Annotated in this window: 18 protein-coding genes and 2 other annotated features; of the genes, 7 read left to right on the forward strand and 11 right to left on the reverse strand. The window is 35.3% G+C overall.

The features are described 5' to 3' along the window. Positions 1-5 precede the first annotated feature (5 nt). Together pheS and ACFQ3N_RS14420 are read right to left on the reverse strand one after the other, a co-directional pair. The gene (pheS, locus tag ACFQ3N_RS14415; RefSeq protein ID WP_390363235.1) at positions 6-1,040 is read right to left on the reverse strand and encodes a phenylalanine--tRNA ligase subunit alpha; all 1,035 of its coding nucleotides are present in this window, start codon (positions 1,038-1,040) and stop codon (positions 6-8) included. Positions 1,041-1,383: 343 nt separating this feature from the next. Further along, positions 1,384-2,157, reverse strand: coding sequence for a TrmH family RNA methyltransferase (locus ACFQ3N_RS14420; protein ID WP_390363236.1), 774 nt, complete (start codon positions 2,155-2,157; stop codon positions 1,384-1,386). A 64-nt stretch (positions 2,158-2,221) separates the two neighbouring features. Here ACFQ3N_RS14420 and sspI point away from each other — a divergent pair, with 64 nt between their 5' ends. From sspI to ACFQ3N_RS14450, 6 genes are all read left to right on the forward strand, one after another. Continuing rightward, on the forward strand, positions 2,222-2,443 hold the full coding sequence (gene sspI, locus ACFQ3N_RS14425; RefSeq protein ID WP_390363237.1) for a small acid-soluble spore protein SspI: 222 nt from the start codon (positions 2,222-2,224) through the stop codon (positions 2,441-2,443). A 208-nt stretch (positions 2,444-2,651) separates the two neighbouring features. Further along, entirely contained in the window at positions 2,652-4,220 is a 1,569-nt protein-coding gene (locus tag ACFQ3N_RS14430; protein WP_390363238.1) for a hypothetical protein, read from the forward strand. Between the two features lie 28 nt (positions 4,221-4,248). After that, positions 4,249-5,472, forward strand: coding sequence for an ABC transporter permease (locus ACFQ3N_RS14435; RefSeq protein ID WP_390363239.1), 1,224 nt, complete (start codon positions 4,249-4,251; stop codon positions 5,470-5,472). Next, positions 5,469-6,602: an ABC transporter permease gene (locus tag ACFQ3N_RS14440; protein ID WP_390363240.1), complete on the forward strand. Its 1,134-nt coding sequence runs from the start codon at positions 5,469-5,471 to the stop codon at positions 6,600-6,602. Before ACFQ3N_RS14435 ends, ACFQ3N_RS14440 begins: the two co-directional genes overlap by 4 nt. After that, positions 6,595-7,266: an ABC transporter ATP-binding protein gene (locus ACFQ3N_RS14445; RefSeq protein ID WP_390363241.1), complete on the forward strand. Its 672-nt coding sequence runs from the start codon at positions 6,595-6,597 to the stop codon at positions 7,264-7,266. Before ACFQ3N_RS14440 ends, ACFQ3N_RS14445 begins: the two co-directional genes overlap by 8 nt. Positions 7,267-7,332: 66 nt before the next feature. Further along, the gene (locus ACFQ3N_RS14450; protein ID WP_390363242.1) at positions 7,333-7,923 is read left to right on the forward strand and encodes a lytic transglycosylase domain-containing protein; all 591 of its coding nucleotides are present in this window, start codon (positions 7,333-7,335) and stop codon (positions 7,921-7,923) included. Between the two features lie 216 nt (positions 7,924-8,139). Here the strand turns inward: ACFQ3N_RS14450 and ACFQ3N_RS14455 are convergent, their stop codons facing one another. Together ACFQ3N_RS14455 and ACFQ3N_RS14460 are read right to left on the reverse strand one after the other, a co-directional pair. After that, positions 8,140-9,225, reverse strand: a complete 1,086-nt coding sequence (locus ACFQ3N_RS14455; protein ID WP_390363243.1) for a M42 family metallopeptidase — start codon at positions 9,223-9,225, stop codon at positions 8,140-8,142. 80 nt (positions 9,226-9,305) lie between these two features. Beyond that, a complete protein-coding gene (locus ACFQ3N_RS14460) occupies positions 9,306-9,791 on the reverse strand; it encodes a dUTP diphosphatase (protein WP_390363244.1) in 486 nt (161 codons plus the stop codon). A 138-nt stretch (positions 9,792-9,929) separates the two neighbouring features. On the opposite strand from ACFQ3N_RS14460, the gene ACFQ3N_RS14465 reads away from it, so the two are divergent. Beyond that, a complete protein-coding gene (locus ACFQ3N_RS14465) occupies positions 9,930-10,325 on the forward strand; it encodes a sigma-w pathway protein ysdB (RefSeq protein ID WP_390363245.1) in 396 nt (131 codons plus the stop codon). 52 nt (positions 10,326-10,377) lie between these two features. On the opposite strand, the gene ACFQ3N_RS14470 is transcribed toward ACFQ3N_RS14465, so the two are convergent. The 7 genes from ACFQ3N_RS14470 to ytxC all read right to left on the reverse strand — a co-directional run bounded on the left by ACFQ3N_RS14470 (position 10,378) and on the right by ytxC (position 16,204). Continuing rightward, the gene (locus tag ACFQ3N_RS14470) at positions 10,378-10,950 is read right to left on the reverse strand and encodes a TVP38/TMEM64 family protein (RefSeq protein WP_390363246.1); all 573 of its coding nucleotides are present in this window, start codon (positions 10,948-10,950) and stop codon (positions 10,378-10,380) included. A gap of 99 nt (positions 10,951-11,049) precedes the next feature. Beyond that, positions 11,050-11,328, reverse strand: coding sequence for a DUF1294 domain-containing protein (locus tag ACFQ3N_RS14475; RefSeq protein ID WP_390363247.1), 279 nt, complete (start codon positions 11,326-11,328; stop codon positions 11,050-11,052). A gap of 204 nt (positions 11,329-11,532) precedes the next feature. Next, the gene (rplT, locus tag ACFQ3N_RS14480; protein ID WP_390363248.1) at positions 11,533-11,889 is read right to left on the reverse strand and encodes a 50S ribosomal protein L20; all 357 of its coding nucleotides are present in this window, start codon (positions 11,887-11,889) and stop codon (positions 11,533-11,535) included. Between the two features lie 66 nt (positions 11,890-11,955). Then, complete coding sequence (gene rpmI, locus ACFQ3N_RS14485; RefSeq protein ID WP_390363249.1) at positions 11,956-12,153, reverse strand: 50S ribosomal protein L35; 198 nt, start codon at positions 12,151-12,153, stop codon at positions 11,956-11,958. Positions 12,154-12,181: 28 nt separating this feature from the next. Continuing rightward, positions 12,182-12,685, reverse strand: coding sequence for a translation initiation factor IF-3 (gene infC, locus ACFQ3N_RS14490; protein WP_390363250.1), 504 nt, complete (start codon positions 12,683-12,685; stop codon positions 12,182-12,184). A 74-nt stretch (positions 12,686-12,759) separates the two neighbouring features. After that, positions 12,760-12,885, reverse strand: a sequence feature (ribosomal protein L20 leader region). 165 nt (positions 12,886-13,050) lie between these two features. Next, entirely contained in the window at positions 13,051-14,997 is a 1,947-nt protein-coding gene (thrS, locus tag ACFQ3N_RS14495; protein WP_390363251.1) for a threonine--tRNA ligase, read from the reverse strand. A 68-nt stretch (positions 14,998-15,065) separates the two neighbouring features. Continuing rightward, positions 15,066-15,292, reverse strand: a binding site (T-box leader). Positions 15,293-15,349: 57 nt separating this feature from the next. Beyond that, positions 15,350-16,204, reverse strand: a complete 855-nt coding sequence (gene ytxC, locus ACFQ3N_RS14500; RefSeq protein WP_390363252.1) for a putative sporulation protein YtxC — start codon at positions 16,202-16,204, stop codon at positions 15,350-15,352. Positions 16,205-16,559: the final 355 nt, after the last annotated feature.

Raw genomic sequence — 16,559 nt, forward strand, 5'->3', positions numbered from 1 at the left:
CCTCCTTACGCATTATGATATTGTTTTAAAAATCGAATATCGTTTGTGTAAAATTGGCGGATATCATCCACTCCGTATTTCAACATCGCAATTCGTTCTGGTCCCATACCAAAAGCAAATCCTGTATATTCTTTAGGGTTGTACCCAGCCATCTCCAATACTTTCGGATGAACCATGCCAGCACCCAAAATTTCTATCCACCCCGTTTTTTTACATACGGAACAACCTTTACCACCACACACCTTACAGGAAATATCCATTTCTACGGATGGCTCTGTAAATGGGAAAAAGCTAGGACGTAATCTGATTTCACGATCATTTCCAAACATTTTCTTAGCAAAATTATCTAATATCCCTTTTAAATCACTCATTCGAACATTCTTGTCTACAAGCAGACCTTCTATCTGTGTAAATTGATGAGAATGTGTCGCGTCATCTGTATCCCGGCGATAAACCTTCCCTGGACAAATCATTTTAACAGGCTGATTTCCATCAAGCGAGCGCATTGTTCTTGCCTGAACTGGTGATGTATGTGTCCGTAATAATAATTCATTTGTAATATAAAATGAATCTTGCATATCACGAGCTGGGTGATCCTTCGGAAGATTTAATGCTTCAAAGTTATAATAATCTGTTTCTACTTCTGGCCCTTCTCTTACTTCAAAGCCCATGCCGATAAATAAATCTTCAATTTCTTCAACAATCTTAGTTAACAGATGTGGTCCACCAATCTGAACTGGACGACCTGGCAACGTAACATCAATTGCTTCTTTTTCCAATTGTGCTTCTAGAGCAACTTGCTCCAGTTTTTTATTTTTATCGTCAATAGCTGCTGTAATTGTTTCTCTAACAGCGTTAGCAATTTCTCCTACTACTGGCCGTTCTTCTTTAGAAAGTTTACCCATTCCTCTCAAAACACTAGTTAATGAGCCCTTTTTTCCTAAAATTGCTACACGGATTTGTTGAAGTTCTTTCATATCATTGGTGTGCTTTATTTTTTCCAGTGTTTCAGATTGTATCGCTTCTAATTGCTCCTTCATAACAAATTGCCTCCTTGTATCTTTTAAATGAAATTAAAAAAAGCCCCGTTCCCTAAAAAGGGACGAGGCTTTGAATTCGCGGTACCACCCTTGTTGACACACGTTAGTAATGTCCAACTTAAGCTTGATAACGGATATGAAATCCGGATCACCTTTACTTGATTTATCAAGGTCCAAGTGTCAGCTCCAGAGTGAAACATTAACAATCTCCATGGTAGAAACGTTTACAGTCTAAGACGTTTCCTCCCTTTACCGATGTTAGAAAAGTTGTTAACAGACTCTTTCTTAGCCATTTTGTTGAAATTTATTTCATTATAGATAAAAAACTCAAAAGTTGCAAGACTTAACCCTTTACATAATACATTAATATACCGGATGCGACACTTACATTTAGTGATTCAGCCTTACCGTATATCGGTATTTTCACAATCGTATCAACTAAACGGAGTAATTCATCTTGTATTCCTGCTCCCTCATTTCCTACAATCAATGCTACTTTCTCATCTACGGTTACTTCATTAAATGGGTAAGCATTTTCAAGGGCAGCACCCCAAATGCGATATCCTTCTTCCTTAAGTTCACTTGTTTTAGTAATAAGATCAGCCTCCATGATTGGAACATGGAATAACGAACCTTGTGTTGCTCGAATAACTTTATCATTAAATAAATCAACCGTATCATTTCCGAGAACTACAGCATCAAACCCTGCTGCATCAGCTGTTCGAATTATAGTGCCAAGATTACCAGGATCTTGTACTGCATCAACAAGTAATACATTGTCTCCTGATATTCGCTTAGGGGGTTGGATTTGTACAACTGCTGCTATACCTTGGGGGGCTTTGGTTTGGGCGATATGTTGAAATACGTTATCACTTACAATGGTATAGGGAATATCCTTGCATGAATTTGGTAATTCGATATCATTTTCAAGTATAATTTCAATAACGTCCCAATTACTAGTGATAGCTTCCTCAATGAGATGGAAACCTTCAATTAAAAACGTTTTTGAATTTACTCTTTCTTTCCGTTTATGTAGTTTCTTCCAATCCTTTATTTTCTCATTTTTAACAGAGGTAATCATTTTTTTCATTCCCATCATTATATCTTGTATCATCATACATATTTAACCCCATAGTGGTCAAACTATCAGTAGTTCAAAACAATTCATAAGGGGTGAACTAATGGATCTAAATTTAAGAAAAGCGATATTATCCAATATTGCTACAAATGACCAAGACCAATTAGAAGCTACGATTGTTGATGCTATTAAAGATGGAGAAGAAAAAATGTTACCTGGTTTAGGTGTTCTCTTTGAATTAATCTGGCAACAGTCAAATGAACAAGATAAACAGGAAATGATAGACGCTTTAGAACAAGGGGTCAAACAAGCAACAACAAGTTAAAAGCACGAGTAATTTCTAGCTAAGATAGATGATGATAATGCATCTATCTTTTCTTCTTGCCATCTTTTATTCAAAAACACGGACCAATATATAAACATATTTTATTTTCCCTGAAAATGATATAGAATTAATGATATGTATTAATATTATACAGTTCTACCTATGTAATACATATAGTTAAAGAATTAACGGGGAGAGGGGAAATAAAATGGGGTCCAAAAAGATCATCGCCATTATCATTGGCACAGTATTGGTAGTAGGAGGTAGCGTTGCTGCTTTTGTATTATTAAACCTGCCTGCAAAGCAAACATATTTCTTAGCAGAAAAAAATTCAGCAGAGTTTCTAGTTGATAAATTTGAAGAACGTTACCAACCAGAGTTGGACTGGATGGAGGTAACACAAGAAAAACCGTTCGAAACAGCATTAGAGCTTTCTGCACACTATAATGATCCGAACAGCGGAATGGGAATGGGAATGTTTAGTCCAGAGCAGATTATTAATAATTCTACATTAACAATTACTAGTGCAATGGATCGTGACAACAAGCAATTAAATTCGGAAATAAAAGCAGATATTGGTGGTATGGAAGTTGGTGATATTACTTTTGATTTAACAGCCGATAAAGTAATGTTAGGCTTACCTTTCTTGGAAGAAACCCTTTTGTTGAAAGAAGAAGACATCGGTAATCTGTTAAAAGAAATAGAACCAAATACATTTACGGGCAATGAGAATTTTGATTTTAATACATTTTTCGAGTCCAATAACATGTTATCTGAAGATGACTTAGAATACCTTAAAGAAGAATATGCGACTTTAATTTACGATGAACTTCCTGATGATGCATTTACATCAACAGATGAGACAGTTAATGTTTCTAATGAAACGATCGACACAGAAAAAATTGACTTTAAATTATCAGAAGAAGAAGTGAAAGATCTGTTAACTATTGTTTTGAATAAGATGGAGAGCGATGATCGATTAAAAGAAATTCTTAAAGAACAAATAGTTGTACAGCAATTTGGACTCGGGATATCTGCTTCAAATTTGTCACCTGTCATGGAAACTGAAATGGATGATTTCATTAATGAGTTTGAATCTGGTTTAAAAGAAGCTCAATCGGCATTACAGGATTTCCACATTCCTAATGGTTTACGTTCAACGATCTGGATTAAAGACGACCTAATTGTAAAACGTGACTTTTCTATTGAAATGGGTCCATCAACTGAAGAATTAGGGACGTTTACTGTACAAGGCTCACAGCTCTTCACAGATGTCTCACAGACGTTTGATTATGTTATAGGTGTAACTGATGCCTATATGGATGAAAGCGTAACAGTAGCAGGAGATCTTGCTTGGAAGGATAACAAAGTAAGCGATTCTATTAATCTAACAGCTGGTGGTACCGAAATTATTTATGAGGGAACAGAGTCCCTAGATGATGGAAAACGAGATTTTGAACGTATCTTTTCGATGAATGATAACAATGGCGAGATTGGTAGCTTTCACTGGAGTGGTAATGCAACCTATCAAAATGATCAAATGAATTCAGAGCATAACCTCTCGATAGAAAGTCCTGAAATCAGTCAAGATATGTTTGGCCTAACGATCTTAACTAATGCGAAAGCCATACAAAGTGTTGATATTAGTTCTGAGGAAAACAGTAAGGATATTGGAATCATGAGTATGGATGAACTAATGCAATATATGGAGTTAGAAGTGACACCGCAGTTCCAACAATGGATGTTTAGTACAATGGGTGCAGGTGGTAGTTTTTAACACCCTTAAATGATATGGACGTGTTTATATGAATTTCTTAAAACATGTAGTACTATTTATAAATAATAATTTTAGACAATTACAGAGGAAATGGTTTATACTTCCTCTGATTTTACTTTTTCCAGTTATAATAATTACATTAATAACAACTATTATTATCTCAATATTTACCCCTGATGAGTACAATCCAATTCATATTGGACTAGTTGATTTAGATCAATCAATGGAGACAACATCTGTGGTTGAATTAATAGAGGAATCTTCTCAATTAGGGACATTTATACAGTTACATAGTATGTCAGAAATAGAAGCACAAAGCGCAATACGTAACAATCTAATTAGTACATATGTTATATTTCCTGATGATTTCACAGAAAACCTGTACAACGGAACGTCAGTAACGCTCGAAATGGTTGGTAACCCACAAAAACAAACAGACAGTTATTTAGCAAAGGAGCTCTTAGAGAGTATAACCAGACATATTAGTGCCTCACAAGCTAATATCTTAACGATTAATTACTATGCTAAAGAACTAGCTATCGACAATGAAACACGAAGTGATCTGTTATATGAACAATTTACGAACTTTTTATTTTATACGATTGGGAAGGATCGCACTGTCAATGAAAAAGAAATACTAAATCAAGCTACAACTTCCCCCCTTCACTATTACACACTTTCAAGCTGGTTCATTGTAATGTCAGTTTGGCTTTTATCCATTTATTACGTTTTGAGCAAGGAACATTCTCTACGTTTAAAAAATAGAATGCGTCTTTATGGTGTCACCAACATCCAGCAAATTATCGCAAAAATAATGGTCACCATAATCATAACTACTATCTTTTCAATCCTGGCGTTCATAGGTATGGAACGAATGATAGATTGGGACTTATCTGTAAATGATTTTGTCCGGATTACAAATATAACCTTATTATATTGTATTATCTTTATCGTAAATATAGCTATAATAGAAGGAATTATAGAATCATTAAAACTTAGATTATTAGCCCAATCTATCTTTACTGGGCTAGTTCTACTCATAAGTGGAGCTATCATCCCTACATTATATTTTCCGTTAAATGTGCAGGGTTTGATGCCGTATAGTTTTTCCAGTCAGAGTCTTCTATGGCTACAGGAAATCGTGTTGAATGCTCGGTTATACATTGACTATGTTCCATTATTATTGATGAACGCTATTGGGATATGTGTTCTCCTTGGTCTTTTGCTCTGGAAGGAGCGTAGATTCCCATGAAAAATATAATTACTACTCGATTTATCCATTGGAAAAAACAATGGCTCAGTCTACTTTTCTGGCTCTGCTTCCCTATAGTAGTAACCATCAGTATTACCATTCTTACAGCATCTGTTCAAGAAGATGCGCAAGTTCCAGTAGGTATTGTTATAGAAGACGAAACACCCATGGTAGTAGATCTTTTGAAAAAAATGAAACAAGCCTCATTGATAGATGTCTATGAAATGGATGAAAGCGTAGCATTGCATAAGCTCAGAAAACACGAACTGGATAGTGTATTCATTATCCACGAGGGCTATGAAGAAGAAATAAGAAAAGGTAATCGGGATCGGTTAATTACAGCCTATCAATCTGACCTGTCTTTTGCATACACACCTGCAAAGGAATTAATTATTTCCTACATTCAACAGGAAACTGGACGTTCTAAAGCTGCATATGTAGTTAAAGATTTAGGTGATAGCTACCAACAAGACCAGCAATGGTCATGGGATGAGATAGTAGATAAATCAATAGAAATCCAAGCAGAGGAAAACCTACTACATACTTCCTTTGCATTCTTGAATTCAGGAAGTTCAACCGCCGATCATCAGCAAACAGTATGGGATATATGGAGTCTATGGGCAGTTGCAAGTTTATTAGCTACATTTTTATTATTTGATTGGATAATTAAAGAAAACCGGGAACATCTAAAATCCAGATTTCTATTTATGAGGTTCTCATTTAAAAATTACGTAGTGTTTACATTTTTTCTTTACACCCTGTTACTTTGGTTGCTAGATTGTTTAACCATCGTTATGTTTCAATTATTTTTAGGTGAAAATACCGAGCTTTTGTTTGTCTTAGATATCACCTTCTATCGAACAATGATCAACATAGCGGCTTTATTATTAGCACTTTGTTTCCGCAATGTACTGTATTTTTACGGGATGTCATTTGTAATCACCATGGTGTTAGGTATTACTAGTGGGGCTATTATACCAATAGATAATTTTAGCAGAAATTATCCATGGATTGAATGGTTTAATCCAATAGGTACATTTCTGACAAACGAAAAATTTTCTTTCCTTTTCGTTATCCTAATTCTGTTATTTATATGGTGGTATGTAAGAAAGGAGAATTCCAATGCTTAATGTACGTTCCATCTCTCATTCTTATAGTACAAAATCTGTATTTAAAAATGTCTCTTTTTCGGTTTCAAACGGAGAAATTGTTGGTCTTGTTGGGGAAAATGGTGCTGGTAAATCTACTCTTCTAAAAACACTAGCAACCTTAACAAACCCAGTTGAGGGCGAAATTATGCTACATGACCAACCCTATCATCAACAAAAAAAAGATATTCGCAAGAAAATTGGATTTGTACCACAGGACATTGCACTTTGGGAAGAGTTTACGGTGGAAGAAAACATGATTTTCTTTGAAAAGCTTTCCTGGGTTACAAAAAATAAAGAAGACCTAAAACAAATTTGTCAGGATATGAACTTGGATAAATGGAATGAACCTGTGAAATCATTATCTGGCGGCATGAAACGTAAGTTGAATTTAGCCATTTCTCTTATACATGACCCACAGGTACTCCTATTAGATGAACCAACTGCTGGAATTGACTTAAAATCAAGAAAAGAAATTGGTTCCTATCTATATAAAAAGGCCAAAAATGAAAATAAACTAATTATCTATACGTCACACGACATGGATGAAATAATTACATTGTGTGATCGGGTTTATTGTCTTGGAAAAGATCCATTCTACGAACAGCTACTAGAAAAAGCTGAAAAGGAACTTATTGTATTATAATGTTGCTTAGTTATCGTATCTTAAGTAGAATATATATAAAGCTAACGTGAACAGGAGATATGTTGTATGGACATTAAACAGTTACAAAGCATAATTCAATCACAAGCGATGGCAACACTAACTTCTAAAGATAATACTTTTTCCGCTCATTCTTCTATGGTTGATTTTGCTTTTAAGCAATTACTGGAGGAACAACTAAACAATTCATTAAGTAGTTTTGAAGCACCTGTACAGAATGCTCCATTACATACAAATACGGTTCCTAACATTACTTCAACTGCCCAGGAGTTTGATACACATATAACAGATATAGCTAAAAAGTATGGAATAGATACTAATTTGATTCAGTCTGTCATTAAAGCAGAATCTAATTTTAATACGAATGCCAAAAGTCATGCAGGTGCACAAGGGTTAATGCAATTAATGCCTGCTACTGCTAAAGCCCTGGGAGTAACGAACCCTTATGATCCTGCTCAAAATATCGAAGCCGGCACAAAATATTTAAGCCAAATGCTAGATCGGTATAATGGTAATCTTGAACTAGCACTAGCTGCATATAATGCTGGACCTGGGAATGTTGACAAGTACCAGGGAATACCACCATTTGAAGAAACACAAAACTATGTTAAAAAAGTAATGAATTCATATTTGGCCTAAGAAAGAGGAGCATCGAACCGATGCTCCTCTTTCTTTATTATAAAATTAGGAGCCTGTGGATAATTATTAACTGTTTAAGCCACGTCCAGCTCCGACGTACAGGACAAGGAAGGCTTCGACAGCGAATTATCGCACGATGAAAAAGCGAACTTCTTTTTCAAGGACGTGACGAACTTAGCCTGTAAGGGCGTTTCTAGCTTTTGTTTTTAGTGGTTGTTATGACAATTTAATCTCTTTAACCTTGTCATTATCTAATTTCTTAATTGCTTCAACAATTAATTTAACTGCGTTTTCGAAATCGTCACGATGTAAAATTGCAGCGTGTGAATGGATATAACGTGTTGCAATAGTAATGGATAACGATGGTACGCCATTAGCAGTTAAGTGAATGGAACCTGAGTCTGTTCCACCACCAGCCATTGACGCATACTGATACGGAATCTTATGTTCATCAGCTACATCAATAATAAAGTCCCGAACACCTTTATGAGATATCATCGATGCATCATATAAAACAATTTGTGGGCCTTCACCTAACTTACTGTCTGCATCTTTATCGGATACACCAGGCATGTCTCCTGCAATACCTACGTCCACTCCAAAGCCGATATCAGGTTTGATTGCGTGAGCGGATGTACGAGCACCACGTAGTCCAGTTTCTTCTTGAATCGTACCAACACCATACACGACATTCGGGTGGTTCTGCCCTTTAAGTTGTTTAAGCACTTCAATTGCAATTGCACAACCGATTCGATTATCCCATGCTTTTGCTAATAACATTTTATCATTTTTCATCTGTGTAAATTCAAAGTATGGCACAATAGAATCGCCAGGTTTCACACCAAATTCAGCTGCTTCTTCTTTACTAGAGGCACCGATATCAATAAACATATCCTTAATCTCAACTGGTTTTTTACGCGCTTCTGGTGATAAAATGTGTGGAGGCTTTGATCCAATGACTCCGGTAACTTCATCCTTCTTTGTCATAATAGTAACACGTTGTGCTAGCATAACTTGATTCCACCAGCCACCTATTGTTTGGAAATACACATACCCTTTATCATCAATTCGGGTAACCATAAAACCTATTTCGTCTAAATGGCCTGCAACCATAATCTTAGGACCATTCTCGTCACCTGTTTTTTTAGCAATTAAGCTTCCTAAATTATCAGTAAAAACTTCTTCTGCGTATGGTTTAATATAACTTTCCATGACATCTCTTGCTTCTTTTTCATTTCCTGAAATACCTTTTGCGTCTGTTAGATCTTTTAACATGGTAAGTGTTTCATCTAATTTTGCCATATGTAGTAATATCCTCCTTTTAAATATATGTACCCTAATTAGTATAACTTTTTTCTGTAAAATAACAAAATATTTAAAGTTTAGTAGCCCTGTTGCTGTCTATCATAATTAACCTCATTTTTCTTTAAATAAGCATCTCTTACATCTTCCTCACTGAACCCCAAAATGCTTCCTAATGTCAGGTAATTTTCAAATACATTATTGTAATTGATTTGTGTTGATTCTTTTTTAAACTGAACACATGCTTCATACACTTTAGTAAACTGATCTGTTTCACTGTTAGTACCAATAGTAAGAACAGATGATTCATACCGGTAACCTTTATCCAATCCAAGTGATAAAATAAAGTGAATACCATCAACATATTCTTCTAAAATAACATCCTTTGAATTCCTTGGTTTAGTGCTCCAAAATTTAAAGCATCGTGTTTCATTTGCCAGTTCACCAAGTTCAACCAACAAAGCCAAATACTTATCCTCAAATAAATCCCTGTCTGTTAGATTGTTGTTCTCTTCAATGTAAGTATCTAATTGTTTTTGCATCGTAAATAGTGATGTCCAATCCATTTTATTCTACTCCTTTACTATTTTGTACGATTGTATCATGAAAGTTTAAGAAATATATTTAATATGACTAAAAAATAATGAAACCTGTAGAATACTAGTACGTATAATATACTAACTAATATCAGGGAGACGGTTAATATGATCGTAATCTTATTTCGAGTACTTATACTTATAGCAATAACACTTCTCGTGTATACGGTGTTTGAGTATTATCGTAACCCTCAAAGACGATTACGAATCGCTAAAGCCAACCAGACATTTTACTTTTTGGATGAAGCAAATAATAGTAAAAAAAATCTACAATTAGTTTACAAAGGTTGTCTTTTTGAAGGTGAGAAATATCTAGGCGCCACAGAGCAATCATTTGAAGTAGTTACGATCCATATAATTGCCCATGATCCTCTAGATTTACGAGGTATAACAAAAGATGATTTATATTTTATAGAAAAGGAAATATTGATTCGCTATCCATTTGCTGTGATTGAATGGAAGCATCCAATTGATCAATTAGTATTACCAAATAATAACAATTAAGCCCATGTAAAAACGCCCATCTACTGCTCCAAAGATGGGCGTGTTTTACAATTTAGGTACTTAATTGGAAAAAGTCACGCCATTTAATACTAATTTCTTTTCGGCGCAATATATAAATAAATGGTAATAAAGCGATTAAAAACACGAAGACATATAGTGGGGATAAGCTGGATATCCATTGACCTATAGAAGTATAAACAAAAGCTAATGGAATGTTGGAAAAAAGGGATGATTTCGTATAGTCCTTAAAACTTGCAGATATTTCAATTAAACATAGAGATAAAAGATGAAAATGAATAAATGGTACAAGTCGTAAAAGCGCTATTTGTGAAGTCGTAAATTCATAATGCTTACCAATCAGTTTCTTTTTTAGATGTACTAACTTTTTAAATGTTTTTGGCATCCAGTGAATGACTCCATAAAAAATGATGCTAGAAAGTGTGATACCAATTATCGAATATACTGTTCCAGCTATTGCACCAAACAAGACTCCTCCAGAAACTACAATAAACACAACTGGAAGAAAAAATAATGGCCTGAGCAAATGAAAACTGATGAATAAAATGGGTGCAAACAATCCACCTGTCTCAACAAATGCCATTAGATAGTTACGAAACAGCTCCATACCTTACCTCCTTCAAAAGAGCATGTTAGATTATCAAGCTTAATTTCTCTATGGAACTGAAATAATGATTAGTACATGTATATGACAATAGACGAGCCTTTATGACATGGAAAAGATTACATACAAAAATATTATGAAATGCAAGATCATTAAGACAGGCATTCCCACCATAAAAGATCGATGTTTCGTTTTATGATGATACAACCTCATGCCTAAGAAAGAGCCGAATGATCCACCAATAATCGCCAACATCCAAAATGTACGTTCTGGAATTCTGTACTGTTGTTTCTTTGCTTTTCGTTTATCAATACCCATCAATATAAGCGATACTATATTCACACCTATTAAATAAGGCAATATGACTTCTAAGTCATTCATTTAATATTCTCCTTTATAGACAAAAGCGTGAGCGACTTGAAAGACACGACAAGCATAAAGAGTTCACGTATTGTGGATACCTTTAATCACACAAAACCTAACTGCTTATGTCTCGAAAGTTTAGACGCTGGCCTCCATTGTATTTTACAAGGATATAAATAGGACCAAATCCATTACAAGATGGATTTGGTCCTAAATATACCTTTATTTTAAAGCTGATTTAGCTTTATCTGCTAGTTGAGAAAAACCTTGTTCGTCATGGATTGCAAGATCTGACAACATTTTACGGTTAACTTCGATTCCAGCTACTTTAAGACCGTGCATTAACTTGCTGTACGAAATATCATTTGTACGTGCAGCAGCATTAATACGAGAAATCCAAAGCTTACGGAATTCACGTTTCTTTTGTTTACGGTCACGATATGCATATTGACCTGATTTCATTACTTGTTGTTTTGCTGTTTTAAATAACGTTCTTTTTGAACCATAATAACCTTTAGCTAGCTTTAATACGCGTTTACGACGTCTGCGCGTAACTGTTCCACCTTTAACACGTGGCATAATAATTTCCTCCTATTACAATCAATATCGTTATAATTCCTAGTAGTTTATCTTGATGCAACCTTTTTATTTATAAGGAAGCATTGATTTAATACGCTTGAAATCACCAGCGGAAACAATATTAGCTTTACGAAGCTTGCGTTTTTGCTTTTGTGATTTATGAGCAAACATATGGCTTGTGTAAGCATGTGAACGTTTCAATTTTCCTGTGGCTGTTTTTTTAAAGCGTTTTTGAGAACCTTTGTGGGTTTTCATTTTAGGCATTGATAATTCCTCCTTATGACTTCGATGATTATTTTTCGTTTACTGGAGCGAGCATCATAAACATATTACGACCTTCCATTTTTGCTTTGGATTCAATCGTAGATATGTCTTTCACTTCTTCCGCCAAGCGGTCTAATACCTCTCGTCCGAGCTCTTTGTGTGTAATAGCACGCCCGCGAAAACGAACAGATGCTTTTACTTTATCGCCTTTTTCCAAGAATTTTCTAGCGTTTTTTAATTTTGTATTAAAATCATGATCGCCAATTCCAGGTGTAAAACGAACTTCTTTTACATTTATAATTTTTTGTTTCTTGCGTGCTTCTTTCTCTTTCTTTTGCTGTTCAAAGCGATATTTACCAAAGTCCATAATTCGACAAACTGGTGGTTTTGCGTTGGGCGCAACTAACACTAAATCCAGATTTCTTGTTTGTGCGATATCCAATGCCTCGTTACGTGATTTCACTCCAAGCTGATCACCGTTTGAGTCGATAAGACGAACCTCTCTAGCCCGAATTTTCTCATTAACATTCATGTCTTTGCTAATAGCCAGCCACCTCCAAATAGTATTAAGTGTTACTGATCCTTCATTGACAAGCGACTTTTCATTGCATTAAAAATGTGTCGGTACATTATGCACCCACACGTCTCCAATAGTCTATTAAAAGAGTTTATAACCAGTCAACTACATAAGTGTGTCGATCAGGTGAGAAGCGGGTGCTTCTACTTGTCTCAGATCATTAAATTTTTATTCAACTTTTATAGAATAACATTAATATACTATTATGTCAACGATCCTTTTTGGAACATATTAATATTATTCCACAACATATTAACTATATCATATTTTCATACTATAGAAAAGCCCAAACATACCTGTTGTATGCTTGGACTTCTTGATCACTTTTTACGTAATGTCTTCTCAGATATCTCTTGATTAATTAAATCAACGAACTGATCATAAGCAATTGTATCCGAATTCTGTTCACCATATCGACGAACGTTTACTGCATGATCATTGATTTCATTATCACCCAATACTAACGAAAACGGCACTTTTTGGGTTTGAGCTTCTCTTATTTTATAGCCGATTTTCTCATCTCGTTCGTCGACAACAACACGAACTCCCTGAAATCTTAATTTGTCAGCGATATCCTTGGCATAATCTAAATGCACTTGTGGTGAGACTGGTATTACCTTTACTTGGACAGGAGCTAACCATGTTGGAAATGCCCCTTTATATTCTTCAATTAAAAATGCAACAAAGCGTTCCATTGTTGACACAACCCCGCGGTGAATAACTACTGGACGATGCTCCTTACCATCCTCCCCGATATACGTTAAGTCGAACCGTTCTGGTAAGTGGAAGTCCAATTGAACTGTTGATAATGTTTCATCCTTCCCAAGAGCTGTTTTTACTTGAACATCCAGTTTAGGACCATAAAAAGCAGCTTCTCCTTCTGCTTCTACATAATCGACATCCATTTCCTCCATCGTTTCTTTAAGCATCGCTTGTGCTTTATCCCACATTGCATCATTGTCTACATACTTTTCTTTATCTTCTGGATCACGATATGATAAACGGAAATAGTAATTGTCAATACCGAAATCCTCATATACTTTTTGTACTAGTTCTACAACACGGATAAATTCAGCCTTTAATTGATCAGGGCGTGCAAAGATATGAGCATCATTTAAAGTCATCGCTCGTACACGTTGCAGACCTGCTAGGGCTCCTGACATTTCATGGCGATGCATGGTACCGAGTTCAGCTATTCTAACCGGCAGATTACGATAGCTGTACAATTGATTTTTATAAACCATCATATGATGCGGACAATTCATTGGTCGAAGTACTAAATCTTCATTGTCCATTTCCATTGTTGGAAACATATCGTCTTTATAATGATCCCAATGCCCACTAGTTTTGTATAGTTCAACACTGCCTAATACAGGTGTATATACATGGTCATATCCCAAACGCTCTTCTAAATCAACAATATAGCGTTCGATGTTACGTCGTATCGTTGCACCTTTTGGAAGCCATAAAGGTAAACCTTGTCCAACCTTTTGTGAAACTGTAAAAATCTCTAATTCTTTACCTAATTTACGGTGATCCCGTTCTTTTCTTTCTTCTAAAATACGTAAATGTTCCTCAAGCTGGCCTTGTTTTTCAAACGCTGTTCCATATATTCGTTGCAACTGCTTATTATTACTATCGCCACGCCAATATGCACCAGATATGCTTAATAATTTAAATGCTTTAATTTTATTTGTAGCCGGCACGTGTATTCCCCGACATAGATCAAAGAATTCACCCTGCTTATAAATGGTTACTTGCTCACCTTCTGGAATTGCATCAATCAATTCGAGTTTAAGGCCATCACCAATTTCCTTAAACATTTCCTTCGCTTCTTCCCGCGATACTTCAATTCGCTCAATTTCAAGGCTTTCATCAACAATCCGTTTCATCTCTTTTTCTATTTTCGGCAAATCCTCTGGAGTCAACGTATGATCCATATCCATATCATAATAGAAACCCTCTTCAATGACTGGACCAACACCAAACTTCACATCTTTATATAAACGTTTAATAGCTTGTGCCATCAAATGGGCAGTGGAATGACGCATGATATCGATACCTTCATCACTTTTGTTTGTAATTATTTCAATTGTACCACCCTCATATAACTTACGGCGCAGATCCACTGAATGTCCATCCAATTTAATTGCTAGTGCTTGTTTTTTTAAACCTGAAGAGATAGATGAAGCAATTTCTTCACCAGTAGTCCCCTCTGGAAACCCTTTATTTGCTCCATCTGGAAAAGTTAATTTGATTTTTGTCATGAATAACACTCCTTTTTTAAATTTATTTTCTTTACACATTAAAAAACGCCCATCCCTCTGCATCTAAGCAAAGGGACGAGCGTTAGCACGTGGTTCCACCCTTGTTTCCGTAATATAAGAAAGACTACGGCTCAAGTATCTTTAACGCAGATATACGCCACTATATACTTACATTTCCATAGCAGAGTTCAAAGGTGGTGATCATTTACAAGTATAGGGGGAAGTTTTCAGCCAGTGACTTCCTTCTCTTGTCTATCCAAAAGGTAAACAATCCTGTCCTCATCGATACTTTTACATTCATATAATGATATATAAATCGTATTATAGCCTCTGTAATATATAAAATCAAGTTTTACTCGTTATTTTTTAAATAATAAGGAAACGGAAATTTATTATATGGTTCAAAGTCGACTTTTTCTTGAAAAACATTAATGATAGTTAGAGTTTTCGGCTCTGATGGATGATCTCCATAAATTTTAATGCTTTCTGGTGCCATAGCAACTAATGGTGCTAAATTCCATTCATCCGCATCTAAGCCAACAATGTATAACGGTTCTTTTTGCATAATCATACGTAACTCCATTTTGGAGAATCGTTTCCCATTTGGCTTAAAAAATGAAAAATTACTTCCCTGCAAAACATGAACGGAACTATAGCTTGGCTTCTTTTTCGCGATGTATTCACGCAGCATATTGATAAACGTCTGGTGATCTTCTTCACGCTTAAATTCATCTATAGCCAAACCAACATAGTGTATGAGTTGGTCTTTAAAGGCTTTTAAACTAAATTTTACTATCGAATCATAGTGAATTACATTTGTATTCTTTATATTTGCTAAAAACAAGGAGTGTAGTAACTTGTAAGGATCCTTGTTATCACGAACAGTTAAGCTGTCATCATCCTCTCCGGAAAATATCCAATGGGTCAAATCAAGTATTCGTTCCATTTCATCACGATTGCTGTAATAATAATACCCTTCAATAACATCGGTCATCATCTTCGTTAATCGATGTGTTGAAAATACATCTACCATTGACTTTGCAATTGCTTCAGTTGTTTCGTTATTTGGAAGTTTATAATCAAACTGTAAATGATTCCCCCATTCCTCATCTGTTTTCCAATGTAATTCAATTTGCTTATTATAACGAAACAAATGTTCACAAAAGCTAATTACTTCTTTATCCGATGCAAAAAATACCTCCAGCAACAACATCACCCTCACCCAAGACCAAACTGTTACATTATATGGACAATGTCAGTAAAAAATGTATAATCACTAAAAACTAGTAACTATAGTAAATGGAGGGATGAAGGAACAAAAGCTAGAAATGCCCTTACAGGCTAAGTTCGCCACGTCCTTGAAAAAGAAAAGCACTTTTTCTTCGTGCGATGATTCGCTGTCGAAGCATTCCTTGTCCTGTACGTCGGAGCTGGACGCGGCTTACACAGTCAATAAATTATCCATAGGCTACAAATTTTATAATTTCCTAAGCTATTAGAAAACTTGGCTTATCGTTAAAGGAATTCTTAGTAAGCGTACTTTGCTTTCTTAGAAGCCCTTA

It is taken from the genome of Virgibacillus byunsanensis, from assembly GCF_042675965.1.
GTDB classification, from domain to species: Bacteria; Bacillota; Bacilli; order Bacillales; family Amphibacillaceae; genus Virgibacillus_R; species Virgibacillus_R byunsanensis.